Origin of the sequence: Limisphaera ngatamarikiensis, assembly GCF_011044775.1 — a bacterium.
Taxonomy (GTDB): domain Bacteria; phylum Verrucomicrobiota; class Verrucomicrobiia; order Limisphaerales; family Limisphaeraceae; genus Limisphaera; species Limisphaera ngatamarikiensis.
The window spans coordinates 50,193-75,470 of the sequence record NZ_JAAKYA010000017.1; the positions used below are offsets into that span (position 1 = coordinate 50,193).

Below are 25,278 nucleotides of genomic sequence, written 5' to 3' on the forward strand. Positions count from 1 at the left end.
CGGCACCGGGACCCGAGTCCCAACCGGGTTTCCCGCTTGCCAAGATTCGACTCGGGACGTTAACTGGCACCGGACTGAGAACCACGACCCGACTATGGACACCTGGATCTACGGGATTTGCCTTGCCCTCGGGTTGCTGTTCTCGCTGTTCAGCGCGATTCTGGGGCATGTCTTCGGCGGCGACGGGGAAATCGGCACGGGTGGTCATGCCGAAGCCGGCATGGCGGACAGTGGCCTGCCCGGGGTTTCGTTCTTCAGTCCCACGGTGATGGCGGCGTTCGTCACCGCATTCGGTGCAGCCGGTCTGATTTTTTCACGCATCGAAGCCACCCGCAGCGTCTGGATCAGCGCTCCGCTCGCAGCGGCTTCCGGCGGCGTCATCGCCGCGCTGACCTTCTGGTTTTTCAACACCATGTTCCGCAAAACGCAGGCCTCCAGCGAGGCCCGCGTCGCACAAACCATCGGCCTCACCGCCTCGGTCATCACCCCCATCCCCGCCGATGGCGTGGGCGAGATCGCCTACGTGGTGGCCAACACCCGCTATTCGGCCCCGGCGCGGTCCGAGGGCGGTGTCCCCATCCCCGCCGGCCGCACCGTGACCATCAAACGCATGGTGGGCGGGGTCTTTTACGTCGAACCCATCAAACCGGAGTCCTCTCCATGAACCCACTGCTTTTGGCCCGGACACCCTTCTGGATGGCTGCGGACTTCAGCTGGTCCCCGGTAATTCTCGGGGTGGGCGCCGTGCTGATCGTGTTCTTCCTGTTCCTGGCCATCTGGGCGCGCCGCTACACCAAGGTGGGCCCCAACGAGGTGCTCATCATCTCCGGCCGCAAACGCAAGGTGGTGGACCCCGACGGCACGGTGCGCGAGGTCGGCTACCGCATCGTCAAGGGCGGCGGCGTGTTCGTCTGGCCCGTCCTGGAAAAAGTGGACGTGCTCAAACTCGAGCTGATGACCATCGACGTGGTCACACCCGAGGTCTACACGGTCAAGGGCGTGCCGGTCCGCGTCGACGGCGTGGCGCAAATCAAGGTCAAGGGCGACGACATCTCCATTGCCACGGCGGCCGAGCAGTTCCTCAGCAAGGGGGTGGATGAGATCAAGAACATCGCCACCCAGACCCTGGAAGGCCATCTGCGCGCCATCTTGGGCACCATGACCGTGGAGGACATCTACCAGAACCGCGATGCCTTTGCCGCCAAGGTGCAGGAGGTGGCTGCATCCGACATGGCCAACATGGGCCTGACCATTGTCAGCTTCACCATCCGCGACATCCGCGACAGCCAGGGATACCTGGATGCCCTGGGCAAACCCCGGATCGCCCAGGTCAAGCGGGACGCCATCATCGCCCAGGCCGAGGCGGATCGGGACGCCACCATCCGCAGCGCCCAGGCCCAACAGGCCGGTCAGGAGGCCCGTTTCGCCGCCGAAACCAAGATCGCCGAGGCCCAGCGCGATTACCAAATGCGCGTGGCCGAGTTCCAGGCCGACGTGAACCGTAAACGCGCCGAGGCCGACCTGGCCTATGACCTCCAAAAGTTCAAGACCGGACAGCTGGTCAAGGCCGAGGAGGTCCAGGTCCAAATCGTCGAAAAACAAAAGCAGATCGAACTCCAGGAACAGGAAATCAAACGCAAACAACGCGAGCTCGAAGCCACCGTCCAGCGCCCGGCCGACGCCGAACGCTACCGGGTCGAGACGCTGGCCAACGCCCGCAAATATCAGTTGGAAGCCGAGGCCGCCGGCCAGGCCGCCGCCACCAAAGCCACCGGTCTGGCCCAGGCAGAAGTGATCCAGGCCACCGGCCGGGCGGAAGCGGAGGCCCAAAAGGCCCGGGGCCTGGCCGAGGCGGAGGTCATCGAGGCCCAGGGCCGGGCCCAGGCCGAAGCCATGCGCCTCAAGGCCGAGGCCTTCAAGCTCTACAATCAGGCGGCAGTGATCGAACTGATCATGAAGGGACTGCCCGAACTGGCCGCCCGGATCAGTGAACCACTCAGCAAAACCGAGAAAATCGTCATCATCAACGCCGGGCCCGGCCCCGGCGGTGGCGCCAGCAAACTCACCAGCGACGTCACCCAGATCCTCAGTCAGTTGCCGCCCGTCGTGGAGAGTCTCACCGGGGTCAACCTGGAGAAACTCATCCAACAGGTGCCTGCCCTCCGGCAGGCGCAAACGTCCCCTTCCCCTGCCGAACCCCCGACGCCGCCCACCACCTGAACCATGCTTGCCATTTCCGGACCTGAACTGGCTGTTCTGACCGCAACGCTACTCACCTGGCTCATGGTGGCGGGGCTGGGGGTCGCCCTCTGTGTCTTTGCCTTCTGGTTGTGGATGCTGATCCACGCACTGCGAAATCCGGGCCTGAACGACGGCGAACGGATTTCGTGGACGGTGGTGCTTTGCCTGACGCACCTGCTCGGGGCGATTTTGTACTTCTTCCTCGGCCGGCCCAAGGCCGCGACACCGCACGGTGCGGCAGGCGCAGGTCCGGGTTCCGCATCCGGACTGCAACCGGTGCGCCCGCCCGCTCCCGTGGCCCCGCCGCCGATCCCCAGCCCCTTCACCGCACCGCCTCCATCCGCCGGACCCGCAGCACCCCCGTCCCACCCGACCTCTCCGTAGTCACCCGATGCAACCCGTGCCCGTGGGCATCCCCTGCCAGCATCCGCCTCCCGCCCATGCCCCTGAAACCCGGAGGCCGCGGTGTACCGGGGATCCGCACTGCTGACGCCCCGCGCCCGGTTCGCGTACCAGTAACTGGCAGCGCGCCCTCCGACATTTTGGCATTGAGCGCGGGAGTCCCCCGGCGTGGAATGAAGGCCATGCAAATGACTCGACGCCGGTTCCTCACCAGCAGTGCCCTCGCCGCCACCACCGCGCCCCTTCTGGCGTCGCCGGGTTTGCCCAAACATGCGCCCGATCCCCGCCGCCGCATCCGACTGGGGATCTCAACCTACTCCTACTGGCACTTCCGGTCCGAACGCGTGCCCATCGAGACGGTGATCGAGAAAGCGGCGGACCTGGGGGTCGGCGGCGTGGATATTCTGCACCGTCAGATGGACATTCCGGAGCAGGCGCCGCTGGACGCGGAGGCCCGGGCCTACCTGCGCCGGCTCAAACGTCACGCCTTCCGCAACGGCGTGGACCTGATCTGTCTTTCGACCCATCAGACATTCGTCAGTCCCGATCCCGCGGTCGTCACCCGCAATGTGGAGCACACGCATAAATGCATTGAGATCGCCTACGAACTGGGCATCCCGTGCATTCGCATCAACACCGGTCGGTGGGGAACCATCCGCAGTTTTGACGAACTCATGGCCAATCGGGGCGTTGAGCCCGTGTTGCCCGGGTACACCGAGGAGGACGGTTTCCGCTGGTGCATTGACGGTATTCAACGGTGTCTCGACAAGGCCGAGCAGTGCGGCGTGATCCTCGCCCTGGAAAACCACTGGGGTCTGGCCCGCACGGCCGAGGGGTTGCTCCGCATCGTCCGTGCCCTGCCCTCTCCCTGGCTGGGTGTGCTCATGGACACCGGCAACTTCCTCGAACGCACCTACGAACAACTCGCGCAGATCGCCCCGTTGACCGTGTTCGTCCAGGCCAAGACCTACCCCGGCGGCGGCGAATGGTACACGCTGGACCTGGACTACTCACGCATTGCACGCATCCTCGAAGAGGCAGGTTACACCGGCTACATCTCCCTGGAGATGGAAGGCAGGGAAGACCCGGAAACTGCCGTGCCCAAGAGCCTAGCCCTGTTGCGCAAAGCCTTCCGCATCTGAGCGGAGCCGGAACGCTCGAACACGGGCTGGTTGCGGCGACGAACCGATCCCGCACCGCAGCCAAAGGCCCGCCGTTGTAGCAGGTTTCTCAAGGGCACTGGCAGATTTTCCCATGGACCGCCGCGGGCCCGGGTGCGATGATGGTTCGTGTATTAAGATCGGGTCGGCGGCGCGTGCCAGCCAACACCCGGCCGGCGCGTCCGGACCCGGTCCCGACCCCGAGGTCCCTTGAACCCGGAAGAATATGGGAGGATGCGTGATGACCCGCTCCGGCTCTCGAACGATCTGTTTCCATCAGATCTCCTGGTCCTTCATGGTGGCTTCCGTCGCCGCCCTCGTGCTGGGCACCGGGCAACCGGCCGGTGCCCAAACCGCCACCTGGACCGGTGCCGCAGGCAACAATCTCTGGCACGAACCCGCCAACTGGATCCTCGACATTACCGGCCTGCCCGATCTGCCCGGCCCTGGCACCAATGTGGTGATCGGACCGGGCGCGGCCGTGCTGTACAGTCGCGCGTCGGGTGCGGACCTGATTGGCCCTCTCAACCTGGGGGGCCTGCTCACCATTGCCTCACCCGGGCTGTGGATTGACGGTTTGGCTACGGCCGGCCTGGCTCTGGACGCGGGCGGCCTGCTCCAAATCCAGGCCGGGGGCGTGGTGGTGGTGACCAACGCCGGCACCCTCAACTTCAACACCGACAGCGCCCTCAGTCTGGAGAACGGCGCCCTGATCCTGACCAATCATCTGCCGGAGGTGGCAGTGCTCAACGCCGGCGTCAACGGCAACAACAACGGTGTCGGCATCACCAACCGCGGCGGCCGGTTCGTGGCCGAGTTACCGGTGCGCCTGCGCGGCCGGTACAGCCGCTTCATTCAGCAGGACGGGATCCTGGAGCTGCGCGCCGGCGGCGGCATCTTTGAGGGGTCCAATGACCAGGAACGGCCCTGGCTCATTGCCGGCGGAGAGGCGTTCCTGGGCGACTTCGGCATCTCCCGCACCACGCCCGGCGGCGGCCTCGTCCTCAGCAACGGGGTCGTCACCGTCACCAGCCTGCGGGTGGGCACGTACAACTCGCGCGCCTACGCCACCGTGTACGGAGGCACACTGACCAACACCGGCGTGTTCACCATCGGCGACCGCACCAACGGCGCCACCAGTGGCGATCGTCGCATCCGTTTTCGCATGTACGGCGGTCTCGTGGTCAGCACGTACCCGGACGGAATCGTCATCGCCAACCAATCCAACGCCGGCGTCGCCGGGGACAGTGTCATTGGCGCGGGGCTGGAACTGGCCGGGGGCCAGCTGTTCGCCGAAAAGCTGACCCTGATCCGCGACACCACGCTGGAGAACGCGCATGCCACCCTGGCCCTGTCCAACAACGGTGTACTCTGGCTGGGCAGTGGCGGCCTGCAGGCCAACGTGGGTGTGGCCAACACCTCCTACCGGGTATGGTTCGCCGGCGGCACCCTGGGTGCCCTGGCCGACCACGACATCAACGCCGATGTCAGCCTCGTGGGTGAAAACGCGACCTTTGCCACTGCGGACCCGGCGGGACAACCCCACACCGTAACGGTGTCGGGCGCCATTGTGGGAGGCGGTTCCCTGGTCAAAACCGGTGCCGGCACCCTGGTCTTGAACGGGCCGGCCACCTACACGGGGCGCACGTACATCCGCGCAGGCAGCCTGAAGCCGGTCCATCCCGACGCGCTCGCCAACACGCCCTCGATCGAACTCGCCGCAGGAGCGGAGCTGGACCTGACGGCATCGACCGGTTTCATCTGGAGCGGTCCCCGTAGCATCACCGGGCTCGGGGCCGTTCAGGGCACCCTGACCGTGCAACAGGGCGGCGTGCTGGCGCCGGGCCTGGCCAATCAGGGCGGCCCGCTACGGATCCGGGGCGGACTCATCCTCGGCGAAAACGCCATTTGTCAGATCGATTTGCCGGCCGACCCGGCCGCCGCCGAGGCCGACCGCCTGGAGGTGGAGGGCGACCTGACCCTTTCCGGGCCGGTGACCCTTTTCCTGTCCGGCGGAGGTGGTCCGGGCAGTGTGCACCCGTTGATCCGCTACACCGGCAACCTCGTCGGGGACACATCCCTCATCCAGCTCAGTGGCCTGATGGGCATGCTCAGCAACAACGTCACCACGGCCAGGGGCCTGTACCTTGTCATCACCCAGGCCGTTCGCGCCCCCACGGAGCTGGCATGGATCGGGCATCCGCAGGACAACGTTTGGGACACCCTCGGCCGCACCAACTGGCTGAACCTCACGACGCAGCAACCGGACCAGTTTGTCCCGGGTGACGTGGTCTGGTTCGACGACCGCGGGGTGGCTGCCGCCGCAGTGCAGTTACCGGACTGGGTACAACCGGCGAAGGTCCTGGTGAATGCCACTCAAGACTATCGGCTGACCGGCCCTGGCGGGATTGCCGGTGCGACCGATCTGGTGAAATCCAATTCAGGCCGGTTGACCCTGGAAACCACCAACACCTACACCGGCATCACGCGGATTGCCGGGGGTGTGTTGGAAACGCCGCTGCTGGCCCCTGGAGGCATGCCCAGCGGCATTGGCGCCGCCACGGCCGATCCTGCCAATCTCAGGTTCTCCGGCGGCACGCTGCGCTACACCGGGTCGTCCGTCACCCTGGACCGGGGCGCCACCCTGGAGGAACCGGGCGGCGGGCTGGACGTCGCCCTGCCGGACACCGTCCTGACCCTGTCAGGGCTCTGGACCGGTCCGGGTTCCCTCACCAAGACCGGCCCGGGCACGCTCACGTTACCCGTCGCCAACAGCCTGGCCGGCCCCGTTATCGTGGCCGGGGGTACGCTGCGTTTGACCGTGCCGGGCGCCGCCGGGACCAACCGAATTGAACTGGCCGGCGGCACGTTGTGGTTGACCCTGCCCAGCGACAACGACCTGCTCAACCCCATTCATGTGGCCGCACCCAGTCAGCTGCGCAGCGGTACCCTCAACAACCGCATCAACGGCGCCGTCAGCGGCGAACACACACTGAACGTCAGCATCCCTGCGGGCACCGTGCTCACGTTCAATGGCGACCTCACCAACTTCACCGGCACGTTCCACCTGGGTGACAGCGCCGGTACGTTCCGCTTCAACAGCGGCGGGGGCAACACCACACTCGGTTGCCCCAACGCCACCATTGACCTCGGTACCGGCACCGCCATCCTGCAGGCGCGCAACGCCGGTACCATGTTCGTCGGCGCCCTGCGCGGCGGACCTTCCACCCAGGTGCTGGGCCAGGGCAGTGGCAGCGGCACACTCACCTGGGTCATCGGATCCAGCAGCCGCGAGCCGGATTCGACCTTTGAAGGCACCATCGCCGACGCCACAGCGTCGCGCGTGGCCGCACTCACCAAGGTCGGTTCGGGCACACTCCGGCTCACCGGCAACAACACCTATTCCGGGCCCACGATCATTGAATCCGGGACGCTGCAGGTGGATGGATCCCTCGGGCCCACGGCGGTGACGGTCACCGGAGGTACCCTTGCGGGCTCGGGTCTGCTGAACGGTTCGGTGGACGTGCAGGGCGGCGGCACTCTGGCGCCCGGACCCGGCATTGCCACCCTCACCATCGCCAACGTGTTGGGGCTCTGGCCCGGCAGCGTGACGGAGCTGGAGGTGGACGCCGCAACCGGTGCCAGTGACCAGATCGTCGGCCTCTGGGCCGTGACCTTCGGCGGGACACTGCGCATCGTCAAGACCCAGGGGACCTTCACCGCCGGACAACGGTTCAAACTGTTCGATGCGCCCGGCACGTACTACGGCGCGTTCGACGCCATCGAACCATCTACGCCCGGGCCCGGACTCGCCTGGGACACGTCGCAGTTGACCGTGGACGGAACCCTGGGCGTCGTCCCCGGCGAGGCACAACCGCAGATCCAATGGATTCGTCAACCGGGTGGACTTCAGTTGACCTGGACCGGCGATTATCGTCTGCAGGTCCAGACCAACTCGCTGCAGGTTGGGCTCGGCACCAACTGGGTGGATTACCCGGGCACGCCTTCGGGTAGCGTTTGGGTCCCACTGGATCCCGCGGCACCGGCGGTGTTCTTCCGTTTGGTGAAGCCCTGACGGCAGCACCTCGGCCGAGCGCGCCCCGTTGTGGGTGGCCGGCAGGGGCGATGGGCCGGTGAAGCCCAAACGGCTCGCGCCGGAGGCCCGGCCGGACACGAGCCCGGTCCCGGCCTTCGGTTCCGCCGCTCGACACCCGGCTTGCGAGCCCTGCCCCAGGGACCGGTACCCGCCGCGCGTCGTGCAATCCACTTGCGGGGGCCTGTAACTCTCCTAGGCTGGGCCCCGGTGGCATGACTTCCGCAACGGGCAACGAAGCGGCGCCCCTCAGCCAGTGCTCCGCCGGCTCCCATGCCGGATGGGCCGGGGCCCTGGGCCGGCCCGTGGTCCGGACCCTGTGGGCCGCCCGGGAATTGATCGCCTTTGTGTTGATCACGTTGGGCGTGTTGTGGACCAAGGGCACCCGCGCACCCGCATGGATCCGGCGCCAGGTCGGACACCAAATCGTCCGCGCCGGCGTGCTACTCATGCCGTTGTTCCTGTTTCTTTCCGTGGCCCTCGGATTTCTGGTCATTGGACAGACCGTCTCCTGGCTCAGTCGCGTGGGTGCGATGGAATACCTCGGCCCCGTCATGGTGCTGGTCATCGTCCGGGAACTGGGTCCCCTGTTGACGGCGCTTGTCTTGCTGGCGCGTGTGTGCACGCCCATGGTGGTGGAACTGGGCACCGCCCGCGCCCTGGGCGAAGTCGAGGCCTTGGAAGCCCTGGGGATTGATCCGGTCCATTACATGGTGGTGCCGCGGGTGGTGGGGCTGTCGCTGGCGGTGCTGGCCCTGACGGTCTACCTGATCCTCGGCTCCATCGCGGCCGGCTACCTCTGGGCCTTCCTTCAAGACGTGCCCCTCACCCCCGGGGAATATCTTCGACAACTTGCCGGCGCGCTGAGCTGGGTGGATTTCGCCGTCCTCACCCTCAAAACGCTCGGATTTGGCGCCGTTTTGGCTGCGGTTACCTGTTTCCACGGGTTGGCCCGGCCCTTGCGCCTGGACGGCGTGGCCCCGGCCACGATGCGGACCGTGGGTCAGGGCCTGGTGGCCTGTATCCTGTTGGACGCGCTGTTTCTGCTGGTCTATCTGGTGGGATCATGACGCCCTCCGAGCCATCCCCCGCCGTGCTGGAAATGGAAGATGTCGCCGTGGCCAGTTTCCATGCCCCCAACCGTGTCATGTTGCGGGACGTGAACTGGCGGGTGAACTCCGGCGAGTTCTGGATCCTCAGCGGACCGCACGGCAGCGGGCGCACCGATTTCCTGCTCACCGCCGCCGGACTGTTACCCCCTCGTGCCGGCCGCATCCGCTGGTTCGGACAACCTCCGCCCCAAACCGAAAACGGTCGGCAGGCCCTCCGCCGCAAGATCGGGTTCGTGTTTGAACAGGGGCATTTGTTTTCCGACCTGACCCTGGCCGAAAACCTGGCCCTCCCGTACGAATACCACGGCCTGGACCGCAATGTTCCGGCCGAAACCCGCGTCAAGCAGATGCTCGAAGCCACCCACCTGAGCCCGTGGGCGCAGGCCCGACCGGCATCCCTCCCGGTGGCATGGCAGCGACGCGCCCTCCTGGCCCGCGCCCTCATGTTGCAACCCCGATTGCTCCTGCTGGACTGCCCGCTGCGCGGACTGGACCGTCACCATGCTGAATGGTGGCACCGGACCCTGCTGGCCCTCCACGCCGGCACCTTCCCCGCCGTGCCGCATCCGCTTACGCTGATCCTGACAACGGAGGACCCGCCTGCATGGCTGGTGCCGAACCGGGGCGAAGCATGGCTGGAATCGGGCGCGTTCCGGGTGCTCGCCATGCCCGAAACCACCAGAGCCCGCTCCGGTCCCGAAGCCACTGGCGAGAACGCCCGGTGACCCCGGCCCCCCGCCCCATCGTTGCCAACAACAGCGCGGTGCGACACACTGCGCGGCGGGATGAGCAAACGATTCTACATCACCACGGCCATCGATTACGTCAACGGCCAGCCCCACCTGGGCCATGCCTATGAAAAAATCGTCGCCGACGTAATCGCCCGCGGCCGGCGCAGCCTTGGTCAGGAGGTCTTCTTCCTCACCGGCCTGGACGAACACGGCCAAAAGGTCCAGCGCTCCGCCCAGGCCGAGGGCAAACCCGCCCAGGTCTACTGCGATGAACTGGCCGAGGTCTGGCTCCAGTTCGTCCGGAAACTCGGCATCTCCAACGACGATTTCATCCGCACCACTCAGCCCCGGCACAAAGCCGTCGTCCAGGCCCTGCTCCGCAAACTCCATGACCGGGGCGACCTCTACAAGGCCCCTTACCGCGGTTGGTACTCCTGGAAAGAGGAAACCTTTCTCACCGACAAAGACCGCCGGCCCGACGGCACCTTCGATCCCATGTGGGGCGAGGTCACCGAACTGGTGGAGGACAACTGGTTCTTCCGCATGTCCCGTTACCAGTCGTGGCTGATCGAATACATCGAGGCCCATCCGGACTTCGTCCATCCCCCGACCCGGCGGAACGAAGTGCTCAGTTTCCTCCGTTCGCGGCCCCTGGAAGACCTCTGCATCAGCCGCCCTGCCAGCCGGCTCAGTTGGGGCATCCCCATCCCCTTCGACCCCGACTACGTCAACTATGTCTGGTTCGATGCCCTCACCAATTACTTCAGTGTTCCGGCCGCCCAGGGCGATCCGGCCGCCCTGGCCGCCCTGAAAGGCTACTACGAACCCCCGGACGGCAACCTCGCGAGACTGGAACTCTGGCCCGCCGATATCCACGTCATCGGCAAGGACATCGTCCGGTTCCACGCCATCTACTGGCCCATCATGCTCCATGCCGCCGGGATCGAACCACCCCGGCAGGTCCTCGTCCACGGCTGGTGGCAGAAGGATGGCCAGAAAATGAGCAAAACCACGGGCAACGTCGTGGACCCCGTCGCCGTCATTGACGAATGGGGTGTGGACGCCTTCCGCTATTACGTGCTGCGCGAACTTGACATCGGACCCGACGGCAATTGGACCGATGCCGGCTTCAAGGCCCGGTACTCCGCCGAGCTTGCCAATGCCCTCGGCAACCTCGTCCATCGCACCCTCTCCATGCTCCATCGTTACCGCAAGGGCGTCGTCCCGCCGCCCCATAACGAACTCGAACCGGATGCCGCCCGCGTCGCTGCCGAGGTCCGGTCCTGCCTCGAACAAAACCGTCTCCAGGACGCACTCATCAGCATTTGGTCCCTCATCACCCGGGCCAACCAGTACATCGACCACACCACCCCGTTCAAACTGGCCAAAGACCCGGCACAGGCCGCGCGCCTGGACCAGATCCTCTACAACCTTGTGGAAACCGTGCGCGTGGTGGCGGTATTGCTCTGGCCCTTCCTGCCCACCACCGCCACCCGCATCCACGCCCAACTGGGTTTGCAGGGCGAACCCAACCGGTGGACCGAAGCGGCCTGGGGTCGGTTACCCGCGGGTCACACCGTCCAAACCCCCGAGGTGCTCTTCCCGCGCAAGGAGGGTTGAGCCACCGCCCCCTCCTCCCCCGCGGGGGCAATCCGCCTCCGCTTCAATGGCCGTCGGTCGGCCTTGGATGCGGGCGGTCCAGCTCCTGGTCCTCCCAGGACCGCGGATCGTCCAGGGATTCCAAATGCGTGAACACGGTGCTCTCGGGCAGCACCCGCCGGATATCAGCCTCAAGCCGTTCCAGCAGGGCATGTCCCTGGTTGACCGTCCAGTGGCCCGGCACCAACACGTGGACCGACACAAACTTCCGTGCCCCGGCCTGACGCGTGCGCAGCGCGTGATAATCAATGCCCTCCTCGGCCCGGTACCGTTCCAGCACCGACCGCACCGCGCCCACCTCGCTCTCCACCAACGCCGCATCCATCAAACCCATCACCGAACGCCGCACAATCCCGTAACCCGTCCGCAGTATGTTCCCGCCCACTGCCAACGCCACCACCGGATCCAACCAGCCCAAACCTGTCCAGCTCACCAGCCCCACCCCCACGATCACCGCCGCCGAGGTCCACACGTCCGTCAGCAGATGATGCGCGTTGGCTTCCAACGTGATGCTGTGATGGCGGCGCCCGGCCCGAAGCAACACCCAGGCCGTCACCAGGTTCACCCCGCTGGCCACCGCCGCCAGCACCAAACCCTCCCCCACCGCCTCCAACGGCCGCGGCGCCAACAACCGCTGCACCGCCGCCACCGCAATGCCCAAACCCGCCAGCAGAATCAACCCACCCTCCAGCCCGCTCGAAAAATACTCCGCCTTGTGATGCCCGTACGTGTGATCCTCATCCGCCGGACGCGACGCCACCGTCAACATCGCCAGCGCCATCAACGCCCCAACCAGATTCACCGCCGACTCCACGGCGTCGGAGAACAACCCCACCGACCCGGTGACCCATGCCGCCACCACCTTCAGACCAATGGTGGCCACCGCCGCCCCCACCGACAGCCAGGCGTACCGTGTCAAGGGAAACCGCCTCACATCCCTCCCCTACAACCGGTGACTGAAGAGCCCGTCCCGCAGCTTCGGCTCAAACCACGTGCTCTTCGGCGGCATGATCGCCCCGCGATCCGCAATCGCCAGCAGATCCTCCATTTCCGTCGCATGCATCGCAAACGCACACACCGCCCGACCCGATCGCACCGCCGCCTCCAAACCCTCCGGCCCCACCGCACCCCCGGCGAACTCCAGGCGCGGACTCGTCCGCGGATCCTCAATCCCCAACAACGGCCCCAGAACCCGATTCTGCAACAGACTCACATCCAGCGCCCCCACCGCATCCACCGCCGCATCCGGCACGTTCCGAAACCGGACACGATGCCATCGCCCCCCAACAAACACGTCCACCTCATGCCGCCCCGGCCGGCCGTTCCCCGGCCCGAGCTCTCCCACCTGGACCAGCCGCCCCAAAAACTCCGTTTCGTTCAACCCGCCCCAGTCGCGCACCAGCCGGTGATACGGCAGAATCCGCAACTGATCATGCGGAAACATGACGGCCAGAAAATACCTGCTCCGGCCCGCCCCGCGCCGTTTCTGATACACCCGTGCAGCCGCTGCCGTCCGATGATGACCATCCGCAATGTACAGTCTCGGCAGCTGCGCACAGGCCGCTGCAATCCGTTTCATCCCGTCCGGATCCGCCACCGTCCAAACCGAATGACGCACCCCGTCCTCCGCCTCAAAATCCACCTCCGGCTCCCCCGCAGCCCGCTCGGCCAGGTACCCGTCCAAATCCGCCATCGCCCGATACACCAGGTAGGCCGGACCCGTCTGCGCATTCAGAACCTCAATGTGCCGTGTCCGATCGTCCTCCTTGTCCGGCCGGGTCAGCTCGTGCCGCCGAATGTCACCCCGCAAATACGCCTCGCAATCCGCCACGCCAACCAACCCCAGCTGCTGATGCGATCCGGTCCGCAGCCGGTACACATAAAACGCCGGGCGCTCCTCCTCGTACAGCGCGCCCGAACGCAAAAGCTCTTCAAACCGGGCCCGGCCCCGCTCGTACACCACCGGCGCATGGGGATCCCACCCCGGCGGGAATGCAATCTCCGGCCGGCTCACCCAGAAAAAGCTCAGCGGATTGTCCGCCGCCATGCGCCGGGCTTCTTCAGTGGTCACCACATCGTACGGCGGCACGCAAATCCGCGACGCCAACTCCGGCCGCGGACGCACCGCGGCAAAAGATTGAATCCAGGAATCTCCCATGCGAATGCCACCCGAGCTTAAAAACCCACCCCCGATTGCGCACGCACAAACTCCGGTCCGCCCTCCGTCACCCACTCAAACGCACCGGCGCCACAACGGCCCCGCTCAGTGACCGCCACCGGCAGCGTTTTCACAAACCGGGCCCGGTTGATCATGGCCCTGCACCCGGGCCGTCTCCCTCTGCAACGCCGCTTCCAGCCGCGACCGACCGTAACGGGCCGCCGCCCAACAACCGATGCACGCCACCACCAACCCCGCCAACAGGTCCACGAAATAATGAAACCGCAGGTACAACGTCGAAAACCACAGCACCCCGCACGGCAACACCGCCACCCAAAAGTGCCGCCGATGATAACGCAGGTCGAACCACAACAGGTACAATGTCGCCGCAAAATGGATGCTCGGAAACACGTCCACGCAATTGCTGCCCTCGTTCACCGTGGACAGCGTCAGCGGCAACAACCACACCCCCCGCAACGGCCGGTCGAATTCCAAAAACCTGTGCGGACCCCCCGCCGGCAATACCGTGTAGCCCAGGAAACCCAGCGCATACAGAGTGAACAGCCCGACAATGCACTGGCGGAAGCGCGCCAGATCCTTCACCGCATACCACGCGGGCGACGCCACAAGGTAGTAGAAGAAAAACAGGTACCCGGCCATGGCCAGATCCTCCAGCCATGGCCAGTCCCAGACCGCCCAGCTCACCGCGGGTGTCTCTCCCAGGAGCTTCCGATCCCACGCCAGCAGCAGCGCATCCTGCTTCGGCCCCAGCAACGGCACCGCCGGTTCCATGGCGTAAAAGCTGATCCCCATCACCGCCGGGTAGTACAACAACCGGATGTACCAGCGAAACCGTGTGGGCCGACGCCGCGCCCAGACAATTACCGCCGCACTGCCCAGAAGACACGCCCAGAACACCAGGGACCACGCCGCTGCCGGGCCCCCATGCAGCGTCAACCGCAACGCCAGTTGCCCCAAAAACGCCCCAAACAACCACTCGTGCGGCAATACACCGCGCCAGCCCCGCAAAATCCGGGCGTCGTCGGGGCAACCCCCGACGGATAGCCGCTCGTACTCGCCGGACAGCCGGGCGGCCGGAGCCGACCCGCCCGCAGACACGGCCGTCGCCCCGCTCGAGGTCGGACCTGGACTTCGGCGGTCAGACACGTCGCAACACCTCGGCCGCAGCCCGCACCGTCGCCTCCACTTCGGCCTCCGTATGCGCCGTGGACAGAAACCCGGCCTCGAACGGTGACGGCGCCAGGTACACCCCCGCCTCCAACATCCCGTGAAAGAAACGCCGAAACCGTTCCCGGTCGCTCTGCAGCGCGTCGTCCAGGTTCCAAACCGGCCGGTCGGTGAAATACAACCCGAACATCGAACCGCACCGGTTGATCGTCAGGGGCACGCCCGCCGCTCGAGCCGCTTCTCGCAACCCCTCCTCCAGCCGTTGTCCGAGCTCCTCCAGCCGCCGGTACACCGGATTGCCGTCCGGCGGATGCGTGGCAACTCCCAGCTCCTTCAACGTAGCCAGCCCCGCCGCCGTCGCCAGCGGATTGCCACTCAACGTGCCCGCCTGATAAACCGGCCCCACCGGCGCCAGACAGTCCATGATCTCCCTGCGCCCGCCAATGGCGCCCACGGGTAATCCGCCCCCGATCACCTTGCCCAGCGTGGTCAGGTCCGGCCGGATCCCGTACCGCTGCTGTGCCCCACCCGGCGCCACGCGGAATCCCGTCATCACCTCATCAAAGATCAGCAGCGCACCTTCCCGGGCCGTGATCTCGCGCAAAAACTCCAACCAACCGGGTCTCGGTACAAACAAGCCCGCATTGCCGGCCACCGGCTCCAAAATCACCGCCGCGATCCCGCCCGGATGCCCCGCAAAGGCCGCCCGCACCGGCTCGGTCTCATTGTACGGCAACACGATCGTGTGCCGCGCGAAATCCTGCGGAATCCCGGCACTGTCCGGATGCCCGAAGGTCAACGCGCCGCTGCCGGCCTTGACCAGCAGCGAATCCACGTGCCCGTGATAACAGCCGGCAAACTTGATGATCTTGTCCCGGCCGGTGAACCCCCGCGCCAACCGCACCGCGGTCATGCACGCCTCGGTCCCGGAATTACAAAGCCGCACCTTCTCGATCGAGGGCACACTCCGACAAATCAGCTCCGCCAGCCGCACCTCGCCCGGATGTGGGATTCCGAAACTGGTCCCGCGATCGGCCGCTTCCCGGACCTCCCGCACCACCCGCGGATGCGCATGTCCCAGAATCGCGGGCCCCCACGTCAGCACATAGTCAATGTACTCGTTGCCGTCCACGTCCCACACCCGACAGCCACCGGCCCGCTCCACGAAAAACGGCGTCCCCCCAACGGCACGAAAGGCCCGCACGGGCGAATTCACCCCGCCCACCAAATACCGTTGTGCAGTGGCAAACCATTCCTCCGACTTCGTCCGCGGTTTCATAACCGATCCGCAAAGTAGCCAGCCCACCTGCCAAACGCCACGTCGAAACCCCGCGCCGGGAAAAACCTGCCGCCCATCCGCCGCCCCGTAGCCACGCCCCGGCCGCGGCCCGCCGCACTGTTCATCCGCCGGCGACGCCCGGCCTCGCCCTCGGGCCGGCACAGGCAAAAAAGCTGTGCCCGTGCCTCCGACCGGTCCCGGGACGCCCCTGGTGGGGAAACCGGAAAAATTCCTCCGCACCGGCGCCCATGCCGTTGACATTCGGTCCGATTCCGCTACGATGCCTTGCAGATCGAAGGCCGGCGCGTTCGTCTATCGGTTTAGGACGCGGCCCTCTCAAGGCCGAAAGACGGGTTCGATTCCCGTACGCGCCGCCAATCCTTTTTGGGCCCGATGGTCCCCTTTCAGATCATCTTCACGCCGGCTGCCGCCGCGGACCTGTCGCGGATGCCCCGCGACCTGCAACTACAGATCCTGGGCGAGTTCCGGGGTCTGCCACGGCAGGTGATCGGAACCGAACTGGACGCGTTCGGCAAACTGGAACGCGACGGACGCATCCTCCACAGGTATCGCCTCGGCGACTACCGCGTCTACTTCGAGCGGCATGAGCTGGGCGTGCTCGTCCACCGCATCCTCAACCGACATACCCTCAAGGATTTTCTGTTCCGTTCGGGACTGAAGGTCCCCGAGGACGAAGCCCTGCAGGAGAACCCGCGGTTCTGGGAAATGATCGAGGCCGCCCGCTCCTCCACCCGCTCCTGAACATCGTCCTCACCGGGCTTCTGCCCGCGGATGTCACCCTGCCCGGCCTCCGGCATTGGCTCCCCGACGCATGCGCACCGATCCAACCGCGCGCCCGGCTGTCCCCGTCACACCTTGTCCTCGCCCAGCTCCACGTTCCAGTACGCCAGATCGATGAAATGTTTCCAGCTCTCGTGTTGCTGGAACCCCAGCGTGATGTGCATGAACGGCCGCCAGCGGGGCTTCTTCGGTTTCCGGATCAACTTCATCCCCGCCTCCTGCGGGGTGCGATTGCCCTTGCGCGTGTTGCACTCGATGCAGGAACAGACAATGTTCTCCCAGGTTGTCGGCCCGCCCCGGTCCTTCGGAATCACGTGGTCCAGGTTCAAATCCTTCCGATCAAACACGCGCCCACAATACTGACACGTGTTCTGGTCCCGCTCGAAGATGTTGTGCCGGGTGAAGGTCACCTCCTTCTTCGGTACCCGGTCAAAAAACAGCACCAAAATGATCCGCGGAATCCGGATCCGAAAACTCACCGTCGTAATACTCTCCGGATCCGGCTCGGCCCGGGAAAAATCACTCCACTCCCGGAAATTGAAGGTCTGGTAGGTTCCGTCCGGCCGGCACAACACCGCCTGTGCATGACCTCGGAAGAGCAAGGTGAGGGCCCGCCGCGCCGAGCAAACATTCACAGCCTGCCACAGGCGGTTCAAGACCAACACGGGCTGGTTCAACAAAGAAGCCATAAGCCGGCCTCACAGTGCGGCAGAGTAGCACACACCTCCACACACGGTCAATGAGCCGCACGTCCACGGGGAGCCTCTCGGGCCGCCGGCAACCGGCCGCGTTTCGGGTTTGGACGCGGCTGGTTGGGCGGTGCCCACTGCCGTCACGTCCGGGACCGCGCCGGCATGTTCTTCAGGTTCGGGTCCAAGAACCCTTGAACCGGTTGCTCCGGGGGATTGACGCCGCCGGGATGCAATCCCGCGGCCGTTCCAAGGCTGCAAAAAACTGAGATGCCTCCCCAAGCCAACCGTGGAAGCCGGGAGGTCCCGATTCTTCGCGCCATGCCGCCCCGCCCGTCCATGTCACGGCGCGAAGGACCTGCGGCAAACCCATGCGTCCTTCACACGGTTCCAGCCCTGCGGAGCCCGCGGCACCGTGCGCGGCGCGACGGCCGGGCCCAACACAGTCGGCCCTGTCCTTCCCGGCCCTGGCCCTGCCGGAACTCCCGACGGGGCGGGCCATGAACGGCCGGCCTGCGCAACGCACACCACGACGCCACCGGGCCCCTGGCGGGCAGATCGAACGCCGCCCTGCCCGGCTGCGTGCCCAGCAACTTCTGAAACCGGCAGGCCCCGGCCCCCTCCACTTCCGCCGAACCAACCTGGAGTCCGTTCCTCCATCCCTTGCGCCTCCCGCCCGCATCCAGCCCGTTCACCCCTCTGCGCAAAGCATCCGCTCACTCACACGCCCGGCCTTCATCCTTCATTCCGCCGCACCGCGCCGTCACGCGTACGCATGGAACGGCCCTTCAAGGGTGCATCTTTCGGGACACTCGACGTTCAATTGCCCCCGTTACGATCCCTTCGTTCCCGACGGGACGTGGATCGAATCCCGTGTCGGCTCTGAAGGGCTTCATCCGCGACGACGGCACGGCCTCGGCGCAGGTGCCAGCGGCCAGGAACGGGCCTCGGCACCATTCAGCGATCGACCGCCGCGGCCAGCCCCGACGCCACGACATCCACCGCAGCCCCAACAATGCTGAGAGTGTGTCTCTGTGGTGTGGTTCCGTCTGCGTCTCTGTGGTGAATTGAGCGGCACGGAGGACCGGGCCCCTCCCGGGCTGCCGCGTGGTTGAAGGGCGCCGAGCGAAAACCGGCAGGGGTAGGCACCGCGTCGTCGCGGTCCGAAGAGACGGCGGGCACCTGGGAGGTTGCCTTTACCGGAGTGGTCCTGAATTGCGTGGTCCGGTGGGGGATCCTGTGGAAGAAGGGCACCGGGTGGATGCGAGTGGGTGCCACCGGGCCCTGCGACGCGGGAGGCGATGACCTGCCGCTTTCGCGTCAGCCGCCGATGGCGGTCATGGGCCGGCCGGGTTGATAGCAACTGCGAAACTCGTGTTCGCGGGGTTTGATGGCCAGGGCGTGGAAGAAGAGCCGGCGCAAGGATTCGTCATCGGAGGCGCGCAGGGCTTCGTGGAGGTTGATTTCGTCGTGATGACCGAGGCAGGGCCGGAGCCGTCCGTCGGCGGTCAGGCGCATTTTGTTGCAGTTGTCGCAGAAGTGGGTTTGGGTCATGGCGCCGATGAACCCCACGAGGGCGCCGGTCCGGACCAGTCGGTAGTACCGGGCCGGGCCGTGGCCCAGCCGGAGTTCGGGTGCGGGGACCAGTTCGTCCTCCCGGCGCAGTCGCTCCATCACCTCTTCGACGGAGAGAAAATTGTCGGGTGTGAGCACATCGCGGGACGTCAATGGCATCAACTCGATGAGCCGGAGCGGCAGCTGGTGCTCGGCGCTGAATCGGATCAGCGGCCAGATTTCGCTCTCATTGACGTGGCGCATGAGGACGGTGTTGAGCTTCACGCGCTCGAACCCGGCCCGGACGGCGGCTTGAATTCCCTCCAAGACCGGTCCGAGCCGGCCGCCGGTGATGCGGTGGTAGAGGGCGGGATCGAGAGCGTCCAGGCTGACGTTGACGGTGCGGAGGCCGGCCCGGCGCAGGTCGGCGGCCAGGGGGGCCAGTTTGACCCCGTTGGTGGACAGGCCGATGCATTCCACGCCGGGGATGGACGCCATGCGGCGCACCAGCTCCACCAGTCCGGGGCGCAACAGGGGTTCACCCCCTGTGAGTCGGAATTTGCGGAAGCCCAGCCCGGCCGCGACGCGGACGATTCGCACCAGGTCGTCGTCCGAGAGGTTTTCTCCCGGGGCAATCCATCCCTTGTATTGGTGGGGCCGGCAGTAGAGACACCGCTCGTTGCAGCGGTCCGTGACCGAAATGCGCAGATAATCAATGGTGCGCCCGAAACTGTCCATGTCGAGGTCCCCTTTCGCGGCCGGGGCCGGAGCTGATGCTCGTGCGACTGTGTCCCCGGGACGAGGCCGGCCCGTTCTCGTGTGCGAAGCTAGCCGGTCCGGTGGCGTCGTTCAAGTCGGGTTGATGACCATGAAAAGCGGTGGGAATGGCGAGCCCGGCGACGGTGACCGACGTGGACGGAGGAGTCGTTGAGCGACCGGAGGGTCAGAGGGTCGCCGCCGCTGCCTGCTCGGTTTCAGCGGGCACGGGTGACCGCCGCAGGTAGCGGACCTGGTGGACGTCGGGGGCATCGCCGGGCTCGACAACGGCTTCCAAGAGGGCGGCCTGTTGCAGGATGGGCCAGGCCACCGGGTCGGCCGGCAGCCAGTCCAGGGGATACTGGTGCCGACCTTCCGGACGGCGCGGGGAGGGTTCGGCCTGTGCCAGTTCGCGCACCAGATCGGCCACGGTGTGATGGCCGATGTTGATCAGCCACGCCAGCAGCCGCGGACGGGGGTGGCGAAAGATGTCCGGATGAAGGAACAGCAGTTCCCGGGGTAGGACGCGCAGGGCGAACGCCGGGGCGGCCCACCAATCCGGTTCCCGATGCGGATACTCGCGGATGGTGATCAATTTGCGCAGGGCACCGTGCAGGATGGGGTCGAGGGACCGGAGCAGCTTGGCTTCGACAAAGTCGACGCGCCCGGCCCGGTTGAAACGGTGGGTGATTTTGATCCGGCCGGGTTGGCGGTTGAATTGTCCGTCGTAACAGACCGAAATCAGGCAATGGTCGTAGACGGACTGGACCTGCATCCAGCAACCTGCGGCGAATCCGGCGTAGTCGCGCTTGGCCGCGTCCGGCGGGCTGGGGCGGGAGCGCAGCACCTCTTGGAGCCGGGCGAGCCGTTGGAAATACTCGCTGGAGGGTGGAAAACCGGCCTCGCGCAGGAACTGCTCGAATTTGTGGAGTTCCGCCGGTTGCAAGCCGGGCCCCGTGTGGATGACGGTCTCCAGCCATTCCATGCGGCGGCGTGCCTGTCGCCGCGCTTCGCGGGTGGGACCTGACATGGCCGGGACTGTGCCCATAAATCCGGGGTTTCATAGCGCCTGGCCATCCGCCGACTGCCCGCCTCACCACTCATCAGCCTGCCAGTTCGTCCACAAGTTCAGTCGGGCGGATCGCCAGGCGCGCCGATCGCTTCAAACCAGGTCCACTGTAACCCCGTTCCCGAACCCGACAACTGTGCGTTTGGATGCACACCCCCCGGCTTTTTGCGGGCCCACAGGGGGTTGGTGGCCGGAGGGGGCCGGGAACTCGTTCTCGTGGGGTACGGTGGGTTGTTCAACCCGGGTTACCGGGCGTTGAGGGGAACGTGGCGGCGGGGGCGGTGGTGCCGGAGGCTCAAGCCCTGGGATGGGCGGTATCGTAGACGCGTTTCAAGCGTTCCGTGGTGACGTGGGTATAGACCTGTGTGGTGACGAGGTGGGCGTGTCCCAGGAGTTCCTGTACACTGCGCAGGTCGGCTCCGGCCTCCAACAGGTGGGTGGCGTAACTGTGGCGCAGCTGGTGCGGGGTGATCTCCGGGTCCAGGCCGGCCAGGACCAAGTAGTGCTTGAGTCGGCGTTGGATCAGGCCCGGGGTGATGGGGCGCGGCCCGGGATTGGCGGGCCGTGCTTGGGCCGGTGGCCGGCCTGCACGGGGCGCGTGCGATTGGAACACGGGCTGGTCCGGCGTCGGAGGTTGCGGCAGGAGGGTCCAATAGGCCCGGATGGCCTCCAAGGCGGGCCGACCGATCGGTACCAGCCGCTCTTTTCGGCCCTTGCCCCGAACGCGCACCAGCGCTTCCTGCCAGTGCAGGTCGCCGGCGCGGAGCTGGCACAGTTCGCTGATGCGGAGCCCGCACGAGTAGATGGTCTCCAGGATGGCATAGTCCCGGTAAAAGGCCTCGCGCAGTGGGGGGCGGCCCCGCCGGGTGCGGCTCTCGGTTTGCTCCGCCCTTTGCAGTGCCTGCAGAGGGGCTTGCAACAGTTGCAGCAACTGCTCCACGGAAAGATGCCGTGGCAGCCGCCGGGGCAGTTTGGGAAGGTCCAGGTCGTGCACGGGCGAGGACCGGGCCAGCCCGCGCCGGATCAGGAACCGGTAGAAGCTGCGCAAGGCGCTAAAGGTGAGGCGGATGGTGACGCGCCCAAGTTGTTGCTGGGCCAGATGCCGCAGAAAGGCGCGGAAATCGTCCCGTTCCAAATGATCCCAGCCGGGTGGCTCGCCCTGCCGGGCCCGGTACCACTGGACAAACCGCTCGAGGGCGAGTCGGTAATTGCGGCAGGTGTGGGGTGAGGCACCTCGTTCGTGGGCCAGGTGTTGGAGGAACGAGTCCACGCAGGGATCGGCCTGCGGCTCCTGTTGTGGTGTTGTTGTGCGGCCGGTGGCTGCGGCCTCGGTCTGCTGAGCCGGGTGGGGACCGGCGCGTTGGTTGGGGCTCTGGTTCACGGCTCAGGTCCCGGAAGTTGCGGATCCGGTCCGGGAATCCCGTGTGGCCGATTCCTCCAGTTCACTGCGGTCGGGGAATTCGTACTGCAGCTTGCCGCGGGGGCCCAGCACCAAGTAGGCGGCAAAGGGCCTGCCGGTCTTGGCCGAGACGAACCCGCGCAGCAGGTCCGTGCGACGTTCCTTCAGCAGTTTTTGCACCTGGGCAGGTTCCAGCGGTTGTTGGTGGAGGACCCTGGGCAGGAGGAACGTGCACGGCTTTGCGCTGTCCTGGACGCCCTCGCAGCGGTAGTCGGACGCGGTTTCAAACACGCGCCGTTTGCAGCGCGGGCAGGTGCCCAGGACCGTGCAGTTGGCCAGGTCCACCGGGTCGGGTGCCTTTCGGGCGGTGGTTTTTGAGCGGCGGCCGGCCTTTTCCGCCGTGCGGGGTGCGAACTCGAATTTCACGTCGCCGTCCCTGAGTACCAGGTGGGCCTCGAACCTGCGATGGTTGCGGTTGGATACGAATCCGCTCAGGAGGTCGCTTTTGCCCTCGGTGAGGATTTTGCGCATCTGGGCCGGTTCGACCGGCTGCTGGAGGATGACGCGGCCCACGCGGAAGCTGCAGCTCTTGTCCGGGCCGACCGCCTTTTCGCACACGTAATGCATGCCGGCCTCGAACACGCGGGCCCCGCAACGGGGGCAGGGGCCCACCGGTTCGCGTCCCGTGAAGTCCGGTGGACCGGACGTTTCGCCGGCATCCGACCCGGCCTCGGTTGCGGTGCCCTGACCGAAATCGAACTCCACGCGGCCGGCGTCGTTGAGCCGGAGGATGGCGCTGAACGGCCGGCCGTTCTTGCTCCGGAATCCTTGCAACGGGCCCACCTGTCGTTGGCGCAGCAGGGTCTCGACCTCCTCGGGTTCAAACATTCGACCGCCCAGGATTTTCGGGACGGCGAAGTCGCAGCCCGGCTGCACGCATTGCCAGGCCTTGTACTTTTCGTGGACCTCGCCGCCACATTTGGGGCAGGGCACCTTCAGGGCGCCGAAGTCGCCGGGGATGGTGTCGAATTGGTATTGCCGGGCCCGTTCAACGATGCGCCGGGTCATCTCGCGGATGCCCTGCATGAATTCCTCCCGGGTTTTTTGCCGGCGTTGGACCTGCCGGAGCTGGTATTCCCAATCGCCGGTCAGCTCGGGCCGGGTCAACTCGGGTATGCCCAGTCCGTGCAGCAATTCCATGAGGGCAAAGGCCTTGGCCGTGGGCACCAGTTCGCGGCCCTGCCGGACGAGGTATTTTTCCTCGATCAATCCCTCGATGATGGCGGCGCGGGTGGCGGGCGTGCCGAGCCCCTTATCGCGCATGGCCTCGCGCAGTTCATCGTCCTCCACCAGTTTGCCCGCGCCCTCCATGGCGGTCAGCAGGGTGGCTTCCGTGAAGCGCGGGGGCGGTTTGGTCTGGTTGGCCCGGATCTCGATTTCGCGCGTATGGACCTGTTCGCCGGGTTGGACCGGCGGCAACGGCTGGGTTTCGTCCTCCGACTCGATCTCGCGCCCGTACACGGTCAACCAACCGGCCTTCAGCAGGGTGCGGCCCACGCTTTTGAACGGTTCGCCGGCGACCCGCGTAATGCGCGTGATCTCGAGGTATTCGGCCGGCGGATAAAACACGGCCAGGAAACGGCGGGTGACCAGGTCGTAGATCTTTTGTTCCGCCTCGTTCAATCCGCGGGGTGTCTGGGTGGTGGGGATGATGGCGAAGTGATCCGAGACACGCGCATTGTTGAAGATGCGCTTGTTGGGGCGGACCCAGTCCTGCCGAAGGATTTCCCCGGCCCAGGGTGCGTAGGCGGTGCGGGTGAGACTTTCGAGTGTGGCGCGCACGGTTCCGAGGTAATCCTCCGGCAGTGCGCGCGAATCCGTGCGCGGGTAGGTGATGACCTTGTGCCGTTCGTACAGTGTTTGTGCGATCTGGAGGGTGCGATTCGCGCTGAAGCCGAATCGCGCATTGGCCTCGCGCTGCAGGCTGGTCAGATCGAACAACAGCGGGGGGGCCTGCGTGGTGGGTTTGCTTTCCTCGGTGACCTCGCCCGGCTGCCCCAGGCAACGTTGGCGGAGGGCCTCGGCCCGGTCCGGCTCCCAGATCCGTTCCGGTTTCTGGTCCGGGTCGGCGTCGCGTCCCTCGGATTTGACGAAGGATTCGTTGAACCATCGGCCGGTGTAGGTGCCGGCGGCGCATTCGAACGTGGCGATGAGTTCCCAGTAGGGTCGGGGGACGAAGCGCCGGATGCGTTGTTCCCGCTCCACCACGATGGCCAGGGTGGGGGTTTGCACGCGGCCCACGGTGGTTTTGAAGAAGCCGCCCGAGCGGGAGTTGAAGGCGGTCATGGCCCGCGTGCCGTTGATGCCCACCAGCCAGTCCGCCTCCGCCCGGCTCAGCGCCGCGTCGGCCAGCGGTTGCATCTCCTCGTCGGACCGCAAATGTTCGAACCCCTCGCGGATGGCCGCCGGCGTCATGGACTGGAGCCAGAGCCGTCGGATCGGTTTCTGCGTTCCGGCGTAGCGGATGATGTTGCGAAAGATCAATTCCCCTTCGCGCCCGGCGTCGCAGGCGTTGATGATTTCGTCAATGTCCGGACGCCGGATCAGCCGCACCAACTGCTTGAGCCGGGCCTGGTTCTTTTCGATGGGCACCAGGTCGAAGTGATCCGGCAGGACCGGCAGGTGGTTGAAACTCCACTTGCCGCGTGCCGGTTCGACCCCCTCCGGGGGCGTCAATTCCAGCAGGTGGCCCACCGCCGAGGCAATGACGTACCGGTCATTCTCGTAGTGGTCCTCCACCTTCTTGCAACCGCCCAGCGCCCGCGCAATGTCCGCAGCCACCGACGGTTTTTCCGCAATCACAAGGGCTTTGCCCATAACATCCCGTGGCAACAATTGGCTCGCTTTTAACGCCAATCCGCCGGCCGTGGCAATGCCAACTTCCGCTGTGCCCCCGGGCCGGATCGCCTCAAGGTGCACCGGAGCCG

At 66.1% G+C, this 25,278-nt stretch carries 18 protein-coding genes and 1 tRNA gene; 10 read left to right on the plus strand and 9 right to left on the minus strand.

Translation table 11 applies throughout. From position 1 onward, the window contains the following. The first annotated feature begins 94 nt into the window (after window positions 1-94). The 8 genes from G4L39_RS03525 to metG all read left to right on the plus strand — a co-directional run bounded on the left by G4L39_RS03525 (window position 95) and on the right by metG (window position 11,359). The gene (locus tag G4L39_RS03525; RefSeq protein WP_165105959.1) at window positions 95-664 is read left to right on the plus strand and encodes an NfeD family protein; all 570 of its coding nucleotides are present in this window, start codon (window positions 95-97) and stop codon (window positions 662-664) included. Beyond that, window positions 661-2,220, plus strand: a complete 1,560-nt coding sequence (locus tag G4L39_RS03530) for a flotillin family protein (protein WP_165105961.1) — start codon at window positions 661-663, stop codon at window positions 2,218-2,220. The genes G4L39_RS03525 and G4L39_RS03530 overlap by 4 nt, the downstream gene beginning before the upstream one ends. Before the next feature lie 3 nt (window positions 2,221-2,223). Further along, window positions 2,224-2,625, plus strand: coding sequence for a PLD nuclease N-terminal domain-containing protein (locus tag G4L39_RS03535; RefSeq protein ID WP_165105962.1), 402 nt, complete (start codon window positions 2,224-2,226; stop codon window positions 2,623-2,625). A 200-nt stretch (window positions 2,626-2,825) separates the two neighbouring features. Next, complete coding sequence (locus G4L39_RS03540; RefSeq protein ID WP_165105964.1) at window positions 2,826-3,785, plus strand: sugar phosphate isomerase/epimerase family protein; 960 nt, start codon at window positions 2,826-2,828, stop codon at window positions 3,783-3,785. Window positions 3,786-4,044: 259 nt separating this feature from the next. Beyond that, window positions 4,045-7,878 carry an autotransporter-associated beta strand repeat-containing protein gene (locus G4L39_RS03545; protein WP_165105965.1) on the plus strand — a complete coding sequence of 1,278 codons (3,834 nt, stop codon included), beginning with the start codon at window positions 4,045-4,047 and terminating at the stop codon, window positions 7,876-7,878. A 233-nt stretch (window positions 7,879-8,111) separates the two neighbouring features. Next, window positions 8,112-8,966, plus strand: coding sequence for an MlaE family ABC transporter permease (locus tag G4L39_RS03550; RefSeq protein ID WP_165105967.1), 855 nt, complete (start codon window positions 8,112-8,114; stop codon window positions 8,964-8,966). Next, window positions 8,963-9,733, plus strand: coding sequence for an ATP-binding cassette domain-containing protein (locus G4L39_RS03555; RefSeq protein WP_165105968.1), 771 nt, complete (start codon window positions 8,963-8,965; stop codon window positions 9,731-9,733). The genes G4L39_RS03550 and G4L39_RS03555 overlap by 4 nt, the downstream gene beginning before the upstream one ends. A 60-nt stretch (window positions 9,734-9,793) precedes the next feature. After that, window positions 9,794-11,359, plus strand: coding sequence for a methionine--tRNA ligase (gene metG, locus G4L39_RS03560; RefSeq protein ID WP_165105969.1), 1,566 nt, complete (start codon window positions 9,794-9,796; stop codon window positions 11,357-11,359). A 43-nt stretch (window positions 11,360-11,402) separates the two neighbouring features. Here metG and G4L39_RS03565 read toward each other — a convergent pair whose 3' ends face one another. The 4 genes from G4L39_RS03565 to hemL all read right to left on the minus strand — a co-directional run bounded on the left by G4L39_RS03565 (window position 11,403) and on the right by hemL (window position 16,023). Next, a complete protein-coding gene (locus G4L39_RS03565) occupies window positions 11,403-12,332 on the minus strand; it encodes a cation diffusion facilitator family transporter (protein ID WP_165105971.1) in 930 nt (309 codons plus the stop codon). A gap of 9 nt (window positions 12,333-12,341) precedes the next feature. Beyond that, window positions 12,342-13,556 (minus strand): DUF1015 domain-containing protein, encoded by a 1,215-nt coding sequence (locus tag G4L39_RS03570; RefSeq protein WP_165105972.1) that lies wholly within the window; start codon window positions 13,554-13,556, stop codon window positions 12,342-12,344. 105 nt (window positions 13,557-13,661) lie between these two features. Beyond that, window positions 13,662-14,675 (minus strand): phosphatase PAP2 family protein, encoded by a 1,014-nt coding sequence (locus G4L39_RS03575; protein WP_165105974.1) that lies wholly within the window; start codon window positions 14,673-14,675, stop codon window positions 13,662-13,664. A 40-nt stretch (window positions 14,676-14,715) separates the two neighbouring features. Next, a complete protein-coding gene (gene hemL / locus G4L39_RS03580; protein WP_165105976.1) occupies window positions 14,716-16,023 on the minus strand; it encodes a glutamate-1-semialdehyde 2,1-aminomutase in 1,308 nt (435 codons plus the stop codon). Between the two features lie 301 nt (window positions 16,024-16,324). Here hemL and G4L39_RS03585 point away from each other — a divergent pair. Together G4L39_RS03585 and G4L39_RS03590 are read left to right on the plus strand one after the other, a co-directional pair. Next, a tRNA-Glu gene (locus G4L39_RS03585) sits at window positions 16,325-16,400 on the plus strand. Window positions 16,401-16,416: 16 nt separating this feature from the next. Further along, a complete protein-coding gene (locus tag G4L39_RS03590; RefSeq protein WP_165105977.1) occupies window positions 16,417-16,785 on the plus strand; it encodes a type II toxin-antitoxin system RelE family toxin in 369 nt (122 codons plus the stop codon). A gap of 107 nt (window positions 16,786-16,892) precedes the next feature. Here the strand turns inward: G4L39_RS03590 and G4L39_RS03595 are convergent, their stop codons facing one another. The 5 genes from G4L39_RS03595 to G4L39_RS03615 all read right to left on the minus strand — a co-directional run bounded on the left by G4L39_RS03595 (window position 16,893) and on the right by G4L39_RS03615 (window position 25,168). Beyond that, complete coding sequence (locus G4L39_RS03595) at window positions 16,893-17,513, minus strand: HNH endonuclease (protein WP_165105979.1); 621 nt, start codon at window positions 17,511-17,513, stop codon at window positions 16,893-16,895. A 1,320-nt stretch (window positions 17,514-18,833) separates the two neighbouring features. Beyond that, the gene (gene moaA / locus G4L39_RS03600) at window positions 18,834-19,805 is read right to left on the minus strand and encodes a GTP 3',8-cyclase MoaA (RefSeq protein ID WP_165105981.1); all 972 of its coding nucleotides are present in this window, start codon (window positions 19,803-19,805) and stop codon (window positions 18,834-18,836) included. A 205-nt stretch (window positions 19,806-20,010) separates the two neighbouring features. Beyond that, window positions 20,011-20,853 carry a hypothetical protein gene (locus tag G4L39_RS03605; RefSeq protein ID WP_165105982.1) on the minus strand — a complete coding sequence of 281 codons (843 nt, stop codon included), beginning with the start codon at window positions 20,851-20,853 and terminating at the stop codon, window positions 20,011-20,013. A 334-nt stretch (window positions 20,854-21,187) separates the two neighbouring features. After that, window positions 21,188-22,273 carry a tyrosine-type recombinase/integrase gene (locus G4L39_RS15710; RefSeq protein ID WP_165105984.1) on the minus strand — a complete coding sequence of 362 codons (1,086 nt, stop codon included), beginning with the start codon at window positions 22,271-22,273 and terminating at the stop codon, window positions 21,188-21,190. A gap of 3 nt (window positions 22,274-22,276) precedes the next feature. Beyond that, window positions 22,277-25,168 (minus strand): DNA topoisomerase III, encoded by a 2,892-nt coding sequence (locus G4L39_RS03615; protein ID WP_165105986.1) that lies wholly within the window; start codon window positions 25,166-25,168, stop codon window positions 22,277-22,279. Window positions 25,169-25,278: the final 110 nt, after the last annotated feature.

Coding starts and splice junctions, on each gene's coding strand:
- G4L39_RS03525 (WP_165105959.1), top strand. CDS start 95: ATGGACACCTGGATCTACGGGATTTGCCTTGCCCTCGGGTTGCTGTTC.
- G4L39_RS03530 (WP_165105961.1), top strand. CDS start 661: ATGAACCCACTGCTTTTGGCCCGGACACCCTTCTGGATGGCTGCGGAC.
- G4L39_RS03535 (WP_165105962.1), top strand. CDS start 2,224: ATGCTTGCCATTTCCGGACCTGAACTGGCTGTTCTGACCGCAACGCTA.
- G4L39_RS03540 (WP_165105964.1), top strand. CDS start 2,826: ATGCAAATGACTCGACGCCGGTTCCTCACCAGCAGTGCCCTCGCCGCC.
- G4L39_RS03545 (WP_165105965.1), top strand. CDS start 4,045: ATGACCCGCTCCGGCTCTCGAACGATCTGTTTCCATCAGATCTCCTGG.
- G4L39_RS03550 (WP_165105967.1), top strand. CDS start 8,112: ATGACTTCCGCAACGGGCAACGAAGCGGCGCCCCTCAGCCAGTGCTCC.
- G4L39_RS03555 (WP_165105968.1), top strand. CDS start 8,963: ATGACGCCCTCCGAGCCATCCCCCGCCGTGCTGGAAATGGAAGATGTC.
- metG (WP_165105969.1), top strand. CDS start 9,794: ATGAGCAAACGATTCTACATCACCACGGCCATCGATTACGTCAACGGC.
- G4L39_RS03570 (WP_165105972.1), bottom strand. CDS start 13,556: ATGGGAGATTCCTGGATTCAATCTTTTGCCGCGGTGCGTCCGCGGCCG.
- hemL (WP_165105976.1), bottom strand. CDS start 16,023: ATGAAACCGCGGACGAAGTCGGAGGAATGGTTTGCCACTGCACAACGG.
- G4L39_RS03590 (WP_165105977.1), top strand. CDS start 16,417: ATGGTCCCCTTTCAGATCATCTTCACGCCGGCTGCCGCCGCGGACCTG.
- G4L39_RS03595 (WP_165105979.1), bottom strand. CDS start 17,513: ATGGCTTCTTTGTTGAACCAGCCCGTGTTGGTCTTGAACCGCCTGTGG.
- moaA (WP_165105981.1), bottom strand. CDS start 19,805: ATGGACAGTTTCGGGCGCACCATTGATTATCTGCGCATTTCGGTCACG.
- G4L39_RS03605 (WP_165105982.1), bottom strand. CDS start 20,853: ATGTCAGGTCCCACCCGCGAAGCGCGGCGACAGGCACGCCGCCGCATG.
- G4L39_RS03615 (WP_165105986.1), bottom strand. CDS start 25,168: ATGGGCAAAGCCCTTGTGATTGCGGAAAAACCGTCGGTGGCTGCGGAC.